Annotated in this window: 22 protein-coding genes; 15 read left to right on the plus strand and 7 right to left on the minus strand. The window is 40.9% G+C overall.

From position 1 onward, the window contains the following. Positions 1-116: 116 nt before the first annotated feature. From ENH88_RS15560 to hldE, 3 genes are read left to right on the plus strand one after another with little or no spacing between them, the layout of a single operon-like run. Positions 117-1,574: a capsule assembly Wzi family protein gene (locus ENH88_RS15560; protein WP_304183555.1), complete on the plus strand. Its 1,458-nt coding sequence runs from the start codon at positions 117-119 to the stop codon at positions 1,572-1,574. 33 nt (positions 1,575-1,607) lie between these two features. Continuing rightward, positions 1,608-2,198, plus strand: coding sequence for an SIS domain-containing protein (locus ENH88_RS15565; RefSeq protein WP_304183556.1), 591 nt, complete (start codon positions 1,608-1,610; stop codon positions 2,196-2,198). Beyond that, entirely contained in the window at positions 2,198-3,637 is a 1,440-nt protein-coding gene (gene hldE, locus ENH88_RS15570; RefSeq protein ID WP_304183557.1) for a bifunctional D-glycero-beta-D-manno-heptose-7-phosphate kinase/D-glycero-beta-D-manno-heptose 1-phosphate adenylyltransferase HldE, read from the plus strand. Before ENH88_RS15565 ends, hldE begins: the two co-directional genes overlap by 1 nt. Before the next feature lie 3 nt (positions 3,638-3,640). Here the strand turns inward: hldE and ENH88_RS15575 are convergent, their stop codons facing one another. After that, positions 3,641-4,363, minus strand: coding sequence for a 3-deoxy-D-manno-octulosonic acid kinase (locus ENH88_RS15575; RefSeq protein ID WP_304183558.1), 723 nt, complete (start codon positions 4,361-4,363; stop codon positions 3,641-3,643). 128 nt (positions 4,364-4,491) lie between these two features. Here ENH88_RS15575 and ENH88_RS15580 point away from each other — a divergent pair, with 128 nt between their 5' ends. From ENH88_RS15580 to glpG, 6 genes are all read left to right on the plus strand, one after another. Continuing rightward, positions 4,492-5,577: a glycosyltransferase family 9 protein gene (locus ENH88_RS15580; protein WP_304183559.1), complete on the plus strand. Its 1,086-nt coding sequence runs from the start codon at positions 4,492-4,494 to the stop codon at positions 5,575-5,577. Continuing rightward, positions 5,570-6,118 (plus strand): D-glycero-beta-D-manno-heptose 1,7-bisphosphate 7-phosphatase, encoded by a 549-nt coding sequence (gmhB, locus tag ENH88_RS15585; protein WP_304183560.1) that lies wholly within the window; start codon positions 5,570-5,572, stop codon positions 6,116-6,118. Before ENH88_RS15580 ends, gmhB begins: the two co-directional genes overlap by 8 nt. A gap of 159 nt (positions 6,119-6,277) precedes the next feature. Continuing rightward, positions 6,278-7,474: a glycine C-acetyltransferase gene (locus tag ENH88_RS15590; RefSeq protein WP_064668024.1), complete on the plus strand. Its 1,197-nt coding sequence runs from the start codon at positions 6,278-6,280 to the stop codon at positions 7,472-7,474. Between the two features lie 54 nt (positions 7,475-7,528). Then, complete coding sequence (tdh, locus tag ENH88_RS15595; protein ID WP_304183562.1) at positions 7,529-8,554, plus strand: L-threonine 3-dehydrogenase; 1,026 nt, start codon at positions 7,529-7,531, stop codon at positions 8,552-8,554. 72 nt (positions 8,555-8,626) lie between these two features. Continuing rightward, positions 8,627-8,944 (plus strand): thiosulfate sulfurtransferase GlpE, encoded by a 318-nt coding sequence (gene glpE / locus ENH88_RS15600; protein ID WP_304183563.1) that lies wholly within the window; start codon positions 8,627-8,629, stop codon positions 8,942-8,944. Further along, positions 8,941-9,771, plus strand: a complete 831-nt coding sequence (gene glpG / locus ENH88_RS15605) for a rhomboid family intramembrane serine protease GlpG (protein WP_304183614.1) — start codon at positions 8,941-8,943, stop codon at positions 9,769-9,771. Before glpE ends, glpG begins: the two co-directional genes overlap by 4 nt. Here the strand turns inward: glpG and ENH88_RS15610 are convergent. Beyond that, positions 9,765-10,172 (minus strand): flagellar basal body-associated protein FliL, encoded by a 408-nt coding sequence (locus tag ENH88_RS15610; RefSeq protein ID WP_304183564.1) that lies wholly within the window; start codon positions 10,170-10,172, stop codon positions 9,765-9,767. The genes glpG and ENH88_RS15610 overlap by 7 nt on opposite strands. Before the next feature lie 154 nt (positions 10,173-10,326). On the opposite strand from ENH88_RS15610, the gene ENH88_RS15615 reads away from it, so the two are divergent. Further along, positions 10,327-10,872 carry a chorismate--pyruvate lyase family protein gene (locus tag ENH88_RS15615; protein ID WP_304183566.1) on the plus strand — a complete coding sequence of 182 codons (546 nt, stop codon included), beginning with the start codon at positions 10,327-10,329 and terminating at the stop codon, positions 10,870-10,872. Continuing rightward, positions 10,869-11,747: a 4-hydroxybenzoate octaprenyltransferase gene (ubiA, locus tag ENH88_RS15620; protein WP_304183568.1), complete on the plus strand. Its 879-nt coding sequence runs from the start codon at positions 10,869-10,871 to the stop codon at positions 11,745-11,747. Before ENH88_RS15615 ends, ubiA begins: the two co-directional genes overlap by 4 nt. A 2-nt stretch (positions 11,748-11,749) precedes the next feature. On the opposite strand, the gene ENH88_RS15625 is transcribed toward ubiA, so the two are convergent. The 4 genes from ENH88_RS15625 to ENH88_RS15640 form a co-directional block, all read right to left on the minus strand. Then, a complete protein-coding gene (locus tag ENH88_RS15625; RefSeq protein WP_304183569.1) occupies positions 11,750-12,370 on the minus strand; it encodes a 2OG-Fe(II) oxygenase in 621 nt (206 codons plus the stop codon). 118 nt (positions 12,371-12,488) lie between these two features. Next, on the minus strand, positions 12,489-13,376 hold the full coding sequence (locus ENH88_RS15630) for a LysR family transcriptional regulator (RefSeq protein ID WP_304183571.1): 888 nt from the start codon (positions 13,374-13,376) through the stop codon (positions 12,489-12,491). Between the two features lie 120 nt (positions 13,377-13,496). Further along, a complete protein-coding gene (locus tag ENH88_RS15635; protein WP_304183572.1) occupies positions 13,497-15,020 on the minus strand; it encodes a response regulator in 1,524 nt (507 codons plus the stop codon). Positions 15,021-15,070: 50 nt separating this feature from the next. Next, positions 15,071-15,478: a DUF2721 domain-containing protein gene (locus ENH88_RS15640; protein WP_304183574.1), complete on the minus strand. Its 408-nt coding sequence runs from the start codon at positions 15,476-15,478 to the stop codon at positions 15,071-15,073. A gap of 76 nt (positions 15,479-15,554) precedes the next feature. On the opposite strand from ENH88_RS15640, the gene ENH88_RS15645 reads away from it, so the two are divergent. From ENH88_RS15645 to tsaD, 3 genes are read left to right on the plus strand one after another with little or no spacing between them, the layout of a single operon-like run. After that, complete coding sequence (locus tag ENH88_RS15645; RefSeq protein WP_304183575.1) at positions 15,555-15,908, plus strand: DUF2007 domain-containing protein; 354 nt, start codon at positions 15,555-15,557, stop codon at positions 15,906-15,908. Continuing rightward, the gene (locus ENH88_RS15650) at positions 15,901-16,491 is read left to right on the plus strand and encodes a YjaG family protein (protein WP_145235087.1); all 591 of its coding nucleotides are present in this window, start codon (positions 15,901-15,903) and stop codon (positions 16,489-16,491) included. Before ENH88_RS15645 ends, ENH88_RS15650 begins: the two co-directional genes overlap by 8 nt. 48 nt (positions 16,492-16,539) lie before the next feature. Continuing rightward, positions 16,540-17,553, plus strand: a complete 1,014-nt coding sequence (gene tsaD, locus ENH88_RS15655; protein ID WP_304183577.1) for a tRNA (adenosine(37)-N6)-threonylcarbamoyltransferase complex transferase subunit TsaD — start codon at positions 16,540-16,542, stop codon at positions 17,551-17,553. Here the strand turns inward: tsaD and plsY are convergent. After that, positions 17,550-18,164 (minus strand): glycerol-3-phosphate 1-O-acyltransferase PlsY, encoded by a 615-nt coding sequence (gene plsY / locus ENH88_RS15660; RefSeq protein WP_304183578.1) that lies wholly within the window; start codon positions 18,162-18,164, stop codon positions 17,550-17,552. The two genes, tsaD and plsY, sit on opposite strands and share 4 nt — an antisense overlap. A gap of 267 nt (positions 18,165-18,431) precedes the next feature. Here plsY and folB point away from each other — a divergent pair, with 267 nt between their 5' ends. Further along, complete coding sequence (gene folB, locus ENH88_RS15665) at positions 18,432-18,788, plus strand: dihydroneopterin aldolase (protein WP_304183579.1); 357 nt, start codon at positions 18,432-18,434, stop codon at positions 18,786-18,788.

Here is an 18,788-nt window from a genome sequence, read left to right on the forward strand (position 1 = left end):
GATACCCGCTAAGCAACATGCGAAATTGTTAAAAATCGTTACAGCAGCTAGTTTTGGGTGTTTAGTTGCGACTAATTTGGTAATATTTCTCTACCTTTATGAAAAATATAGTCGTTATGAAATTCAAATTGATAAAAGCCGCGGTATTAACCAGTTTTATAAGTTGCGCATTCTCTGCATTTGCAACACCTACTGCATACTTACCGGTTGGCATGGACGCACAGCTTGATCATCAGCTCGATACTTTATTTGCGCTTACCTCTGGCACACCTATGGCAAAGCCTTATCGCTTAACGGAAGTTGAAGCGGCGCTTACTAAATTGCAAAACTCACAACCAAGTTTAGTGTCAGCGATACGCGCTAAAATAAAGCCTTACCAAGGCACTGATAATATTACGCGTGTTGGCGTGAAACTTAGAGTTGATGGTGATAAATCAACCAAACTCGCCAATCAACGTGGTGTGAGTTCTGATGAGTGGGGGCAAGTGTTTTTCGAAGGTATTTGGCGTCCTAATGATTACACCTTAGTGCAAGTGGGCGCTGATTATCGTGCCAAGCAAAATAAATTAGTTAACTATAATAGTTTTGTGAGTTTTGCCGGCGATGATTTACAGCTCAACATTGGTTATAAAGAGCATTGGTTTTCACCATTTAAACAATCAGCGCAAATTATCTCTACTAATGCCCGTACCTCACCATCGATTTCATTAGGCATGGTGGCGCCAGCTCATAACTGGTGGAACTTTGATTTTGAATTTTATTATTCTGAGCTTGAACATGTTGAAAAAGGTATTTTATATCAAGATGAACTACATAATGGAACGCCTCGTTTAGCGGGCACACATATCAGTTTCGAGCCCGTAGCTGGTTGGAAAATTGGCTTAAATCGTATGATGCAGTTTGGTGGTGGGCCACGGGATGTTGGCTTTAGCGATGTAGTTAAAGCATTCTTTGACCCTGCGGGCAATGACAATGCAGGCATGGTTGAAGGTGGCCGAGATAATGAATTAGGGGATCAACTAGCCTCTATAACCTCCAGCTTTAACTTTAACTGGGGAATGCCAGCCGAGCTATACTTTGAATATGGTGGTGAAGACACTAATAATCATAATAATTGGCAACTTGGCAACTTGGCCACCAGTGTAGGACTGTTTTTACCAACACTTACACCCAATATTGCATTGCGTTACGAATATACCAAAATGGAAAGCTTATGGTATGTGAATGCTATTTACCCAACCAATGGAAACACAAAGGACGGTTTTGTTTTTGGTCATTTTGCTGGTGATCAGCGTACCTTTGGTGATGCCGCGCCCAGTGATATCCATGTTATTGAAATGGCATATAATGAGAACTTACATTCTTTATGGCGTGCTAAATTTACTTTAGTTGACAATACTAGTAATTACTTGAATGAACTAGGGCAATTGGGTGATGATTACGAACAAGCGATTGAATTACAGCTAAGTAATAATCGCAAATGGCAAGAGTACAATATTGAAACTACTTTGACCTATGGTGAAGATGTTTTTGGTGATAACTATACGTGGTTATCTGTGGCACTTTTTTGGTAGTAGCTAATCAGACTAATTTTAAGAGGATTACCCATGTCTAATATTGATTCTGTAGCGACCAGCTACCTAGAAAGTTTAACCCGTCACCAAATCTTGTTTGAAACGATGGAAACATATCATCCTCAAGTAATGCAATTACTTGAGGTATGCCACAGTGCCTTGCAAGCTGGTGGTAAAGTGATTTGGTTTGGTAATGGCGGCAGCGCAGCAGATGCCCAGCATTTAGCGGCGGAGTTTGTTGTTCGTTATAAGTTAGAACGTGGTCCATTAGCATCTATGGCGTTAACCACTGACACTTCCATCCTAACTGCACACAGTAATGACTATCACTTTGATACGGTTTTTGAGCGTCAGGTTCTTGCGTTATGTAAGCCTGAAGATTTAGTGATTGGTTTAACTACCTCAGGTACAAGCGCTAACATTAATTTAGCGTTAGCTGCTGCAAATGAAATAGGCGCTTATACAGTTGCATTTACAGGCCGCGATGGCGGTAAAGTAAAAGATATCGCTAAATTACCCATTATTATTAAAAATGACGAAACTGCGCGTATTCAAGAAGCACATATGTTTATTGGTCATTGGTTATGTGAAGCCATTGATATGGTTGTAGCGGGGCAGAGTTAATGGATTTAGGGCTGTTTAAAAACCTGTCGAACGCTAAAATATTAGTGGTTGGGGATGTGATGCTTGACCGCTATTGGCATGGTGATTCAGGACGTATATCGCCAGAAGCACCAGTGCCTATAGTAAAAGTAAGTAAATTTGAAGATAAAGCTGGTGGCGCTGCAAACGTAGCAAAAAACATTGCCCGTTTAGATGGTAAAGTTGGCTTGTTGGGTTTGATTGGTGAAGATGAAAGCGGGCAAATCTTAGAGCGAATTCTTGCTGATGAACGTATAGATTCACAATTAGTTAGTGTTTGTGATTTGCCGACTATTTCAAAAATGCGCGTAATTAGCCGTCATCAGCAAGTTGTCCGCCTTGATTTAGAAGAGATGTTTACTGAGCAACACAGTCAACTACTTTTAAATCGTCTGCAATTAGTTTTAGATGACTACGATTTTGTCTTGTTCTCCGATTACAATAAGGGCTCATTAAGCCTGATCCAGCAAATGATAAAACTTGCTAAAGGTGCTGGAAAAACAGTGTTAATTGATCCTAAATCCTCAGACTTAAACTTATATCGCGGTGCTGATTTTATTACTCCTAACTTAAATGAGTTTAAGCTTGCCGGTGGTAAAACAGATTCAGAACAAAGCTTAACTGATAGTGCGCGGGCATTAATTAAAGATGCAGGTGTTGCAGCAATGCTTTTAACACGCTCAGAGCAAGGTATGTCGTTGATCAGCGCCGATGAAAAACATGACTTTGCTGCACAACAGCTCGAAGTGAGTGATGTCACGGGGGCCGGTGATACCGTTATCGCAACTCTTGCGGTGATGTTAGGTGCTGGGATGCAGCCTAAAGATGCAGTTGAAATCGCTAATCTAGCTGCTGGCATTGCAGTGAGTAAGCTAGGTGCTGCGACGGTATCGCCTGAAGAGCTAAGCCGCAAATTGGGTCAATATTTACAAAAGACTGGTGAGCATTATCAAACTCCATTTGATGATGTGCTGAAGCATATTGAGTTTGCAAAACAAAATGGTGAAACTATCGTATTTACCAATGGCTGTTTTGATATTCTTCATGCTGGACATGTGCGCTATTTAGCGCAAGCTAAAGCACGTGGTGACCGTTTAGTGGTTGGCTTAAATAACGATGAATCAATCACCCGTTTAAAAGGCCCTGAGCGTCCAATTAACCCACTTGATGAGCGAGCCATGGTGCTGAGCGCTTTGGCATCAGTTGATTGGGTTATTCCATTTGGTGCAGTTGAAGAAAACGATACACCCGCTAAATTAATTGAACTGATCAGCCCTGATATTTTAGTGAAGGGAGGCGATTACACGGTTGAGCAAATTGCCGGTGCTGAACATGTACTTCGCCATGGTGGAAAAGTAGAAGTACTTGAATTTCTAAATGGCTGCTCTACGTCTAAAGTGATCAGTAAAATAAAGGCTTAACGGCTATATTTTTAGAGTGGACTGGTATGCTGTGTGTAACTGCTGCCAGTCGCTTTGTTGCCAATGCATGACTTGATTTCTGCCTTGCTCTTTATGGAACGAACGAGCAAGGCGGGTCATATTAGCTTGCTGCCAATGACTGGCAGGGGGTTTTAGTTCACCGCGGTCAAAGTCAATAATATATACCTCGCCCGTTTCATCAAAGAGAATGTTGTTAATATTCAAATCAGCGTGATACACGCCATGATTATGAAAATCCGCAATCGTATGAGCAATTTGCTCAAGCTCTTGTTTCGTTAAAGGGCGAGTTTTTAGCACATCCAGCACACTTTGCGCGCCAGCAATCGCTTGGGTAATAATATCGCCGCGGTATATTAAACCTTGTACACTGATCTTTGCTGCAATCGGCATTGGCACGTTTAAACCGAGTTCAATTAGTTGCATCATCAGCGTAAACTCTTGGTAAACACGGGTGTTTTTAATGCCTCTGTAAAGGTATTGATCGCTTAATACTTTACCCACTAAACCACCACGCCAATAATGCCTAAGTACAGCGGTTAAGTCGTGGTGACAAAAAAACCAAGCCGTGGCGCGGCCTTTTTTTGTGCCGACGATTTTTTCTTGCTGCTGCCAATATTCATTATCAAACCAATTTAAGCTAATTTGAGCGCTGTACTCAGGATGGCTTAAAATAATATGCTCATTAATGATTTGTTGATTAAACATGGCTAACTTACTTAATTGCAGGTGAAGGCACTATCTTAACCTGTTTTAAAGCCGAGCATAAGTGCTTGCAATAGTGAGCGGTTAATTTAAGATCACCCTAATTATCCAGCATAAAGCAAAGGACCCCTGTGACTGACTCAACCACCTATTCAGATATTTGTATTTTAAGACTCTCAGCAATTGGTGATGTTTGCCATGGTGTTTCAGCAGTACAAGCAATTCAAAAAGCGCACCCCAATGCAAAAGTTACCTGGGTGGTCGGCAAAGTCGAAGCCATGCTACTGGCTGATTTACCAGGTGTTGAGCTGGTGGTGTTTGATAAAAAACAAGGCAAAGCAGCTTATCAGCAGCTAAAACGTCAGTTTAAAGAGCGTCAGTTTGATGTGCTACTGCATATGCAAGTGGCGCTTCGGGCTAACTTGGTGGCGCGTTGTATCCCTGCTAAAGTTAAAATTGGCTTTGATTGGGCGCGCTCAAAAGAGTTACATAGTTTATTTATTAATAAACGCATAGCACCACAGCAACAAGCGCATGTGTTAGAAGGTTTTAAAGGTTTTGCGCAAGCGATAGGTGTAGCAGATTATCAGCCTAACTGGGATATGCCATTCAGCGAACAGGATCAAAGCAATGCAGATGAGTTACTAGGGACGGAGCGGTTAGCTGGGCGAATTTTTGTGATTTCCCCTGCGGCCAGTAACAAAGAGCGCAATTGGCTGCCTGAACGCTATGCTAAGCTTGCAGAGCATGCCCACAAGCAAGGGTTTCATGTGGTGATCACGGGTGGCCCAACTCCCTTTGAAGTGACGCTGAGTAATGAGATTATTGCAGCCACGACAACGCCTATCCTTAATTTAGTGGGTAAAACCAAGCTTAAAGAGCTGCTTTGTGTATTAAAGCGAGCGGCATTGGTATTAGCACCGGATACTGGCCCTGCGCATATGGCAGTTACCGTAGGCACTCCGGTTATTGGTTTATATGCCCACTCGAATCCAAAGCGTACTGGCCCTTATTTATATCAAAATTATGTCGTCGAGGTTTATCATCAAAACTTGCTTAAGCAAACTGGTAAAAGCGCTGAACAATTGCCATGGGGCACGCGGGTTAAAGGCAGTGACCTAATGAGCCAAATAAGTGTTGATGAAGTAACTTTGATGTTTGACCTTGTGGTTGAGAAAGAGCAACTGCTGCAAACAGAGGGGGAGCAATATGAATAAGGCCCTGTTTTTAGACCGTGATGGCGTGGTTAATATTGACCATGGTTATGTTTATGAGCCGGAACAATTTGAATTTGTGCCAGGCGTATTTACTGCATGTAAGGCGTTTGTTGATGCGGGCTATAAACTGATCATAGTCACTAATCAATCGGGGATTGGCCGTGGTTACTATTCAGAGGCGGATTTTCACGCGTTAACACAGTGGATGATTGCTCAATTTGCGGCGCATCAAGTAACGGTGACAGATGTTTATTTTTGCCCACATCATCCGAAAAAAGCATTACCCGAATACCTCAAAGAATGTGATTGTCGTAAACCAGCGCCAGGAATGTTACTGCAAGGCATCGCTGAGTATCATATAGATCCAACGCAAAGTATTATGGTCGGAGATAAACTCAGCGATATGCAAGCGGCAACAGCTGCCAATATAGCCACGCGTGTGTTAGTGCGCTCAGGGCAAAGCTTTGATGAGACTGCGATCGCTAATGCGCATCATGTGTGTGACTCCCTTGCTGATTTAGCAGAAATACTTTTAAAATAATTTTCATTCATAAACAACTGGCAGCAAAAGTTGTCAGTCCTTATTTATGCGATGAACTACAAACAGTGCATTTGTTTGGCTAAACTTTTACAATAGCGGCAAAGATGAGCCGTGTTAATTCATGTTCGCTCGCCCCGTTCAATAAATTGGAGATTTCAGATGAGAGCATCTGCGTTTTTTAGCCAGCTTCAGCAGCAAATTGATGAAGTAAAAGCTGAAGGTTTGTACAAAAATGAGCGAGTGATCACTTCACAACAGCAAGCTCAAATCCAAGTGGCTTCTGGCGACAAGGTTATTAATTTTTGTGCTAATAATTATTTAGGTTTGGCAAATAGCCCCGAGCTTATTCAAGCTGCACAAAACGGCTTAAATGACCATGGTTTTGGCGTTGCTTCTGTTCGTTTTATCTGTGGTACGCAAGATATTCATAAAACCTTAGAGCAAAAAATCAGTGCGTTTTTAGAAACCGAAGACACGATTTTATATTCATCATGTTTTGATGCCAATACCGGTTTATTTGAAACAATTTTAGGCGCTGATGATGCGATTATCTCTGATTCGTTAAATCATGCATCTATCATTGATGGCGTGCGTTTATGTAAAGCAAAGCGCTTCCGTTATGCAAATAACGATATGGCAGATCTTGAAAAACAACTGATTGCAGCTGATGAAGCGGGTGCCAAAACAAAATTAATCGCTACAGATGGCGTGTTCTCAATGGACGGTGTGATCTGTAATTTAGAGGCAGTCTGTGATCTTGCTGATAAATACAATGCTTTAGTGATGGTTGATGACTCTCATGCTGTTGGCTTTGTTGGCGAAAATGGCAAAGGCACACCTGAGTACTGTAACGTTTTAGACCGTGTCGATATTATCACCGGTACTTTAGGTAAGGCGCTTGGCGGTGCATCGGGTGGTTATACATCTGGTAAAAAAGAAATTGTTGAATGGTTACGCCAGCGCTCTCGTCCGTATTTATTCTCAAACTCACTAGCGCCTTCAATTGTTACAGCATCAATCAAAGTACTGGAAATGCTCGAAAATGGCAGTGAATTGCGTGCTAAGTTATGGTCAAACGCTAAATACTTCCGTGAGCAAATGGAAGCGGCTGGATTTACCTGTGCGGGTAAAGATCACGCGATTATTCCAGTAATGTTAGGCGATGCTAAAGTTGCGTCTGCGATGGCTGATAAATTATTAGCAGAAGGCATTTATGTCACTGGTTTTTCATTCCCAGTGGTGCCAAAAGGCCAAGCGCGTATTCGTACACAAATTTCTGCTGCGCACAGCATTGAGCAATTAGATACCGCAATTGACGCCTTTACCCGTATTGGTAAAGAAATGGGCATTATCTAATTAATTTATTTTAAACCGTCGCCTTGGCTGCGGTTTTTTTATTGAGTGTGATTCATGAAAGCATTATCTAAATTAAAAGCAGAGCCAGGCATTTGGATGACAGATGCGCCAAAACCTGAAGTTGGTCATAACGATTTATTAATCAAAATTCGCAAAACTGCTATCTGTGGTACTGACGTACATATTTATAAGTGGGATGAGTGGGCACAAAACACCATTCCTACGCCTATGGTTGTAGGCCACGAATATGTCGGTGAAGTGGTTGATATGGGTCAAGAAGTACGCGGTTTTAGTGTTGGTGACCGAGTATCGGGCGAAGGTCATATTACCTGTGGCCATTGTCGTAACTGTCGTGCTGGACGTGTTCATTTATGCCGTAACACCACCGGGGTAGGTGTTAACCGCGAAGGTGCATTTGCTGAGTATTTAGTGATCCCAGCATTTAATGCATTTAAAATTCCTGACAACATCAGCGATGAATTAGCATCAATTTTTGACCCATTCGGTAATGCGGTACACACTGCACTATCATTTGATTTAGTGGGTGAAGATGTCTTGATCACGGGGGCAGGGCCAATTGGTATTATGGCCGCCGCAGTTGCAAAACATGTTGGCGCACGTCATGTAGTAATTACTGACGTTAATGAATACCGCCTAGATTTAGCCCGTAAAATGGGCGCAACGCGTGCAGTTAATGTGGCTAATGAAAAACTTGAAGATGTTATTAAAGAGCTTGGTATGACTGAGGGCTTTGATATAGGCCTTGAAATGTCAGGCGTGCCGGTTGCATTTAATAGCATGCTAAATAATATGAATCACGGTGGTAAAATTGCCATGCTCGGTATTCCACCGTCTGATATGGCGGTTGATTGGAATCAAGTGATTTTTAAAGGCTTAGTGATCAAAGGGATTTATGGCCGTGAAATGTTTGAGACTTGGTACAAAATGGCCAGTCTTATTCAGTCAGGGCTTGATCTAAACCCAATCATCACTCATCAATATTCAATAGATGACTTCCAAGCTGGCTTTGATATGATGATTTCAGGCCAATCGGGTAAAGTTATTTTAAATTGGGGTTAATCCCAAAAATTGAAAAAGGCGGCCATATTTGCCGCCTTTTTTATTGATAATACATATTTTAAAGAGGCTGTAATGGCATTTAAGCATATTTCAATTAGCGAAACTCAGGCACTACTTAATAAAGATGATGTCGTGATTGCTGATATTCGCGATCCTAACTCGTATCAAGCAGGGCATATTCCGGGTTCAGAGCATTTATCAAATGCCAATATTGGCGAATTTATGATGAACAAAGAGTTTGATCAGCCAATTATTATTGTTTGTTATCATGGTATGAGTTCACAAGGCGCAGCCAACTACTTAGCTGAGCAAGGCTTTGAAGATGTATACAGTATGGATGGTGGTTTTACCCAGTGGCAAGCACAATTGCCGGAGCAAGTGGAACGATGATCGAACTGGGTAGTATAAATAATCCACGTGCAGCACAAGGCTTTATTGATTATATAAAAAGTCAAGGCTTACAGGGCGAGCTTCGATCGCAAGATGGAAAAACGGTGATTATTTGTGTTGCCCCTGAGCATTTCCATCAAGCCCAATCGTTATGGCAAGTATTCGTAGAAAACCCCAATCATACACGTTATCAAGAAGCATCCTGGCAAGTAGGAAGCACGCAGTCACCGTTGAGCTATCAAGGCCAAGAGTTAAATTTAAAAGCACGCTTTAAAGCACTCAGCTGGTTAAATCAAACGGTCACTTTATTATGTGTGGGTATTTACATTGCCTTCTTACTCGGTGGCTTTGAGTCAATTTATAGCGTATTACAGTTTAAACCCGATCAACCATTAACTTGGCTTACACCAGCAATTGTCCATTTTAGTGCTGTGCATTTAGTGTTTAATATGATGTGGTGGATCATGCTCGGCGATGGTATTGAAAAACTCAGTGGTAAAAGTACTTTAATAGGTCTTTTTTTAGTGACCGCGCTATTTAGTAATTGGGCTGAGTTTATTATGGTTGGCCCTAACTTTGGCGGCTTAAGTGGTGTTGTATATGGTTTACTTGGGTTTTGCTGGATCCATCGGGTATTGAACCCACAACAACCGGCTTTAGTAACCAATGGTATTATCGGTTTTATGTTAATTTGGTTAGTGCTTGGCTTTGCCGATATGCTGTTTGTAAGTATGGCTAACTGGGCACACTTAGGTGGCTTATTAAGCGGTATGGCTTATGCGTTTACCGCTCAGTTATTTACTAAAAATACAGTTAAACATCAGTGATAAAGATATTTAGTAAATAGCACTTCGCGGATGATCTCTTGTCCTGTTTCTTGTTTTAGCAGGGTTTTGAGTTTATCCGCACAGCGCTTTCTGATCTCTTCACGGCCAGTCAGTGATTTAATTTTCTCTTCAGACTCTTTGGATAGAATTTCTACTAAGGCATCTCTAAGTAACGGGGTGTGATGCTCAACAATAGCAATGTTTGACATATCACTGAGCATTAGATCTACAGTAATGCGCACATAACCCAACTTTTTATTACTCTGACCAATGTAGTTGGTAATGATATCGGGTTCAAAACCAAAGTAGCCCACAGTTGATTCAGCTTTGCTTGCAAAGCTGCTAAACAAACCAATAAATAAAGTGCTAATTAATATGCCAGCGTAAAGCGTTTTTTTCATATCCAGTAGAGAGCCCTGTAATTAATTGTTATTAGTCTATACGTAATAATGGCTAAGATACAGGCTGATGCAGCTATTATATTCATTAATCATCACTTTTTCCCCGACGCGGGCAGTGGTATCATTTACAGGGTTATTATTAAATAGAGTTATCGTGATCACATTTCCTGTTTCTGTAACTGCAAATTGGCAGTTAGGTACATCAATAAATTCTTTGTCGGGTAACGAGCAAGACTGGCTACTTGAGCCCAACTCACTGACGGCTAAATTAAAAACACAGTGTGTCAAATTCTCTGTAGAAGTGCTTAGTGAGAAAGAGTTTGAACTGAGTACTTCACAACAACAATTATTAGATTGTTCACAGCGTATTGGTATCAATCGTGAAGTTTTATTGCTTTGTGATGGTATTCCTATGGTGTATGCACAAAGCTGGCTGCCTGCTACCGATGATATGCAACAACAGCAATTACTGGCACTGGGTAACCGGCCTTTAGGTGATGTTATCTTTCAGCATCCTGATCTTAAACGCACCGACATAGAAGTGGCACAGTTTGATTGCCAGCATCCAGTGCAGCAGCTTGTTAGCCAATATTCAGAGGTCACAAAGCCGTTATGGGGCCGCCGCAGTGTATTCTCATTGGCACAAAGCCGTTTTTTAGTGGCTGAAATATTTTTACCAGAGGCTTACCTATATTTATGAAATTTGCCGCCTTACACATTGCTCATATACCTTATTATAAGCAGTTAATGCGCACCGATAAGCCCATCGGTACCTTATTGCTATTATGGCCTACATATTGGGCGTTGTGGCTTGCAAGTGATGGTATGCCAAGTTTACTTAACTTTGTGGTATTTAGCTTGGGTGTATTTGTTATGCGCAGCGCAGGCTGTGTTATTAATGATTACGCAGATCGTAGAATTGATGGCGCGGTAAAACGCACCGCACAAAGGCCTCTTGCCGCAGGGTTGGTCAGTAGTGGCGAAGCTCTGAGTTTATTTTTATTGCTTATCATAATTGCTTTTATACTGGTGTTGTTACTGAGTTGGCAAACCATATTATTGTCAGTAGGGGCATTGCTATTGGCATTTAGCTATCCCTTTATGAAACGCTATACTAATTTACCGCAACTGGTGTTAGGTGCTGCCTTTGGCTGGGCTATTCCGATGGCTTTTATGGCTGCAACAGGCACTATCCCACTGCTTGGCTGGTTGTTATTTACCGCTAATATTGCGTGGACTACCGCCTACGATACTATGTATGCCATGGTAGACAGAGATGATGATTTAAAAATTGGCGTAAAGTCTACAGCGATACTGTTTGGCAGTGCCGATCGAGTTATTATTTTTGCGCTAAATGGTGTTTTTGTTGGTTTGTTGGCTTTAATTGGTTATATGAGTCAAATAGCCATGCCGTATTGGCTTGGTTTATGTGTGGCATGTGGCTTTTTGGTTTACCAACAATTGCTAATTCATAGCCGCAATAGAGAACAATGTTTTAAAGCTTTTTTAAACAATCATTATGTCGGTATGGTGGTTTTTATTGGCTTAGTGGCATCCTTGCCATTTAATCTATAGTGTTAGCGAGGTGGGTCAATAACGCCACTGATTGAAGTATTCTTCCTAAACCAGCCCGCGACTGAATAACGGTTATCGACGGTCGGCAGTACTTCATGCATAAAGCGCTCGCTCTCAAACATCACCAATGTGCCAGCTTTAGGCTGAATAGTGATTTCGACGTCTTTACTTTTAGGTTTGTAAATCACTAACTCACCACCAGATTGCACGGTATTCAAGTAAAATACGGTGGTAAATACACGGTTCGATCGTCCTTTGAACGCGTCATAATGCTTTTTATAAAAGTCGCCATGTTGGTATTTGGCGTAGTGACACTCATAATCAAATAAACCCAAAAAGAAATAACGATTCAAGTTTACTCTAATATCTTCCAGTGCATTTTGATAATCAATTTGAGCTTGGCTACTACCATCAAACCAAAAGGTCTTGTCGGTGCGTATGCTTTTGTCTATTTGTAAATCCTGCTGACGGCCAATACCCGCTGATTTAAAGTTGGGGTTAATACGATAACAATCTTGCATCAGAGCATTAGTCAGTGTTGTATCAAACATATTTTCGATCACGGCGTAGCCATGAGTTTCTATGTCAGTTAAATAACGTCCAGGGATCAGGTTAAGGCTCATTAATTGTACTATATAGCAGCGAAGGTGCGTAGTTTAGCTTAAAAAGAACAGAAGGTACTACTGTAGATTTAGAAACCAAGCCTAAGAAATGCTTTCGGCTTGGTTTTCATGCTGTTACTTAAGAATTTATTGACAACGCTGTCTTTTCTATCAGTGACAGTAATTGATTTATAGGGTCACCAGCGGCAACTTGCTGACTGGTTTGTACAATCAATTGCTCGTGGGATAAATTTTTATTGGTCTTTAACTGTAATAAGTTACTGTTCTCCGCGACTGAACTGGCGTGTTCAATACTACAAATAGCAACATGGTTTGATTTACATAACCCATCCATAACTTGTTCAATACTGCCTACTTTAATACTGCTAGTTTTGTTTAGGCTATCGACAGCTTCATTGAGCATCGCTTGAATTTGTTTTGATTGTGAAAAACAACTATACATAGGGTAGTCAGTTAAATCTTGCTTGCAAAGATCACTCTTATTGGCAAGAGGGTGGTTTTTTGCCACGAATAAAATCAATTGATCAGGTAAGTGTATGTCATTGCCAATGTTATTAACTGCTTGCGAACAAACGCTAATATCAATTTCCCCTAACTGCAGCTTACGTACCAGTTCACTTTGTTCTTGTAATTGCATTTCGATTTTTACATGCGGGTATTGTGCTAAAAATTGGCCACATGAAATAGGCACTATGGCACTGGCATTGTTGGTATAGCCAATCACCAGCTTTTCATTTGAGCAGCCATTAAGAGATTGGAATAATCGCTTTTTAGTGTCTTCAAGCTTAGTGAGCGTGTCTTGTGCGTACTCTAAAAAAAGCTCACCTTCCGTCGTTAACTTCACTGAGCGAGTCGAACGTTTGACTAATTCATAGCCAACTTCATCTTCTAAGGTCTGAATACTGCGTGTTAATGCTGAGGTGCTAATTTTTGTTGTTTCGGCCGCTTGGCGAAAATGCCGTAGCTGACCCAATGCTACAAATTGTTCTAATTGTTCAAATCTCACTTTTATAGTCCTTTGTATAAGTAAGTCGCACTACTGGCGAACATAATTGATATTATTTTAATAGATAGTAATCCATTGTACCCAATTTGAAAAGTGCATTTCACACAATTGTTACAACTATCAGTTAGGGTAACGCTCTTTTATCTCCAAAAAAAGTGTTAAATTGTTAATAAATATGTCTACAAGTTTTGGCTCAAACTGTTTGCCACTTTGCTCCTTAAGCAAATCGAGTACTTCTTCAAGCGGCCACGCTTTTTTGTAGCAACGATCGCTGCCCAATGCATCAAATACATCAGCAAGTGCAGTTATGCGTCCAACTATATGAATATCTTTACCTGCAAGTTGATTGGGATAGCCAGTACCGTCCCATTTTTCATGATGAGAATGAGCAATGATTGAACCACACTTTAAGATTTCGTTATTTGAATTTTTGAGAATATCATAACCAACTTCGGCATGAGTTTGCATAATTGCCCACTCTTGAGCATCCAGCTTACCGGGTTTATTGAGAATATGATCTGGGATACTTATTTTTCCAATATCGTGCAAGGGTGAGGCGAGCTTTATTACTTCACACTCGAAGTTATTTAAGCCATATAACTTACCCAACAGTTCACTATAGTGAGCAACTCTTTTAACATGTGAACCGGTTTCTTTTGAGCGTTTTTCAACAGCTTCACCGAGAATATACGACAGCTCTTTTTGCGAATCCTTCATCATTTCACGTAATTTTAGGTTATCGTAAGCCAGTGCAATGTTATTAGCAAAAAACTCCAAAAGCTGATAATCGGTGGTTCCTAATAACGAGCCTTTACGTACATACAACATGGTTTCAAGGCCTGCCTGAGTTGGAAAATAGCCGATGTAGTCATGCATGGTTTTTTGTGATGATTTGCGATTGTGAGCCTCAACAAATAATTGCTTTACATTTTCGGGGATCACATTGGCATTAGGCTCAGGCTCAACACCTGACGCTGCCAGTAGCTTAAAATCAGTTGCCGGGGATGTTTGTTGGTTAACAGCTGCAGCACAATAAATTTCAGTGTCATCTAAGCCCATAACATTGGTTACATGGGATAAAATTGTTGATGCAAATTCATGGACGCTATCACATTTTAAAAATGAGCTAGAGGCGTTGATTATTTTTTCAAGCCCTTTTCTATGGCGCTCAATAATTTGAATATCACGATGTGAACGCAGCGCTGAATACAATAAGGTTTTCATTTTTATTGCGGTCAGCTCGGTTTTATTTTTGTAATCGTTAATGTCGTATTCACGGATCACAGCTTCTTCAGGGGCTTCACCAGGTTGACCTGTTCGTAAAATAAGGCGGATGTCGTGGTTATTGATATCATCACGGATAAACTTTATGAGGTCTAAACCAGCATGACTGGTTTCCATTACTACATCGATTAAGCCAACCGAAAAATCGAGGTCTTGTTGTAATAATTCTTTTGCGGCTTGCGCTGAGTAAGCATGATGCAAACATAAGGCTTTATCTTCAAAGGTAAAGCCTGATAATACAAGCTTAGTGACTTGGTGAATATCATCCTCATCATCAACCACGAGGATATTCCAGAACGCTTGTGGTGACTGAGCTTCTGACTCTTCAATGGCATTTTCTGAAAATAAAAAGTCGTTCACATTTACACCGTTAGTTTAATAATCCTGCTAAAGAGTATAGTGCTTGTTTTTTAGTCTGTCTTATTGCTCAGTGGTTTTTTTTCAATGTTTTTAAGCTCAATTTCAATCGCATCACATGAAATATGTATTTCATATAAAGAGGTTAGCAACGATAGCGCAAGGCACGCTAAGCTTACCCCAAATAAAATCACACCAGTGGTTTTAAACTCGATAAATAATGCAAACATTGACAGCGTACACATTAAAAAAGAAGCAACGCCATAGACTTGCATGGTTCTTATAAGTTTAATGCGTTTTCTTAGATTAGTGATTTGTGCGACAACGAGCGGTCGTATAGTATCGCCTTCGCGGGCATTGAGTTCACGAATTAATTGCGCAAGTACTAAAAAGCGGTTGGTGTATGCTAATAACAACAAAGAGATTGCAGGGAATAGCAGTCCAGGTGTTGTGAGGGTCATGATTATTTCCTATATAACAATTACTTCGCTTAGAGTAGCTTAGGGTAATTAATTCGCAAAGTAAAAGAGGTTGTCATTGCAAAATAAAATAAATAACAATACAGAACAAGCGCCATTTCAATGGTTAACTATCTATTGCGCTGCGAATGCTGTAGAGGCAAATATTGTGAAAGGATTATTTCTTAACAATAATATTGAATGTCAGTTACTCGGTGAATCGTTACAAGGAGCTGTTGGCGAAATACCTTTAGATCAAACCCAAGTCAGAGTGCAGGTTTTTGTGATTAAAGAGCGCCAGGCGCGGCAAATATTGGTAAACTACACTCAAGTACAACAATCCGCTCCTGATTGGGTATGCCCCAACTGTCACGAGCATAATGGGCCAACATTTGAAATTTGTTGGTCTTGTAGGACACCAAATAATGACTAAAGCGAATAATTTTCAGCGTATAAGAGAGCTTAACTATTTGCAACAAGCGGTATTGGCGGCAGCATTAATTGAGCGCATGTTACCTAATTATGGTTTATTTAGTGAAGCAACAGGATTTGGTGACGAAGCTATTTTACGCAGTGCACTTAATTTGTGTTGGGAAAAAATCTTACTGCCGAAAAGTAAAATAAGCCTTGAAAAGCAAATTGAGAAAATTGAACCAAATGTCCCTGAACTTGCTGATTTTGATATGTTCGGTACTTATCCAGCAATTGATGCAGCCACCGCTTTATTAGGTTTAATGCATGGTTTAATTGCCAAAGATGAGCAAGAATTTATCAGCATTAGTAAAATATCACAGGCGACTGTTGCGCGTTTTATTGAATATCAATTAACGGTTGAAGGTGAGCTGGCTGATAATACCGCGGTACGTGAACATCCGTTGATGCAATACGAAATTGAAGTGTTAGGTGAGTTAATTGATTTTGTTGAGCAGATGGGCAGAGTAACAGCTGAAAACGTGAAAGCGTTAAAGCAACACGCTATCGCTGATGGACAAACAAACATTGGTATTACGCTTTAATTACTTCACTATTTTAAAAAGTGCCAAAGGGCATGGGAGAAAACAGCAGTGCGAATTTTAGGCATTGAATCGTCGTGTGATGAGACGGGAATTGCAATTTATGATGATGAACAAGGTTTGCTTGCTCATCAACTCTACAGCCAAGTAAAAGTGCATGCAGATTATGGTGGTGTAGTGCCAGAGCTTGCATCTCGTGATCATGTTCGTAAAACCTTGCCATTAATCGATGCTGCTTTTGCACAGGCCGGTTGCGGACCTGAGGATATCGATGGTATTGCTTACACCGCAGGTCCAGGACTAGTGGGAGCATTATTAGTGGGCACTTCAATTGGACGCTCTCTTGCCTATGGCTGGAATATTCCTGCAGTGGCTGTGCATCATATGGAAGGTCATTTACTGGCGCCTATGCTTGAAGAAAACGTGCCTGAATTTCCGTTTATTGCTTTACTAGTATCAGGTGGACACACCATGATGGTGAAAGTAGCAGGGATTGGCCAATATGAAGTATTGGGTGAATCGGTAGATGATGCAGCAGGTGAAGCATTTGATAAAACCGCCAAATTACTCGGTTTAGATTACCCTGGTGGCCCACGCCTCGCTAAACTTGCCGAGCAAGGTGTGCCTAAGCGTTTTATCTTTCCACGACCAATGACAGATAAACCTGGCCTTGATTTTAGCTTTAGTGGCTTAAAAACAGCGGCAGCAATCACTATTCGTAATAATGATGACGACCAGCAAACCAAAGCCGATATCGCTCATGCGTTTCAAACCGCAGTTATTGATACCTTAGTTATTAAATGTAAGCGCGCCTTAAAGCAAACAGGTATAAATCGCTTAGTAATTGCTGGTGGTGTCAGCGCCAATGTACAGCTACGTGCGCAGCTAGAGCGGGTAATGCAAGGCATGCAAGGGCAGGTTTATTATCCGCGCACAGAGTTTTGTACTGATAATGGTGCCATGATCGCCTATGCGGGTATGCAGCGGCTAAAGGCAGGGCAGTTTGCCAGCCTAGATATGAAAACCAAACCTCGCTGGCCGATTGATAGTTTAGAGGCTATCTAAGTATTGTTATCATCTTTAGTTGGCGGTGTTTTTTTGTCGCCAATTTTAGGTTCTTCGCCACTAAATAAACGTTTGATATTAGCGTGGTGGCGAAAGATTATCAAAATCGTTAAAAAAGTAACCGGTAAAGTGTACAGCGGTTTGATCCACCAAGTGTATAATGGCGCTAACGAAACGGCGATTAACGCGCCAAGTGACGAATAGCGCGTAATGGCAACAACTGCCACCCAAGTTGAAATTAATAACCCGCCTAGCAATAAGCCAATGGGGAGCAATGTTCCAAATGCAGTTGCTACCGCTTTACCACCTTTAAAGTGAAAGAATATCGGAAACATATGCCCTAAACACGCAGCAACCCCGACCAATCCCAGCATTAGTGGATCAAGTTGTAAAAAATAAGCGCCCCAGACAGGAATCGTTCCTTTGAGAATATCAAACACTAAAACTAAGCAGGCAGGAACAGCCCCGCCAAGACGATAAACATTAGTTGCGCCTGGGTTGTTTGAGCCATTGCTGCGAGGATCGGGTAGTTTAAACAGCCGAGATACTAGAATAGCCGATGAAATCGACCCCAGTAAATAGGCTAAAACTAACATTAAAACAGCTATCACGCGCTTCCTTATTTTTTAATCACCGTTTTTCGGCTATTATTGGCCGCAAAAATCGCATTCATACTTTTTGTAATTGAAATAGCAGATACATGATGTACCTATTCGCTTTATTATATGGGTAATTTTATATGATGTACCTATAGACTATTGTATGGGTAATTTTTACATAATAAAACACAGTTAAAGTGTATAAACGCTATAAATGCAAATTATAGCCGATGTAGACTCAAGTCAATGAGTTTTAAGTTTTTGCCAGTTGGAGCAGTTATGGATAAGGTTTTTATATCGCAACTACATGTTGACACTATCATAGGCGTGTACGATTTTGAAAAAGAAACTAAGCAGAGTTTGTATTTTGATATCGAAATGCTGTGTGATATTAAACCTGCAGCAGCAACTGATGATATTGCTCTAGCACTTGATTATGCAAAAGTAAGTGAGCGCGTTATTGCTCACACTACATCAAAACCGGTTGAGTTATTAGAGACTTTAGCTGAGCAACTAGCAGCGATTATTTTAACCGAGTTTGCTACAACACAAGTGACCATTCGGATTAGTAAGCCCGCAGCTGTGGCGCAAGCACGCACTGTAGGTGTTGAAATTACTCGACGCAAGGCTTGTTAA

This window comes from Pseudoalteromonas prydzensis, from assembly GCF_011050055.1.
In the GTDB taxonomy this organism is placed as follows: domain Bacteria; phylum Pseudomonadota; class Gammaproteobacteria; order Enterobacterales; family Alteromonadaceae; genus Pseudoalteromonas; species Pseudoalteromonas prydzensis_A.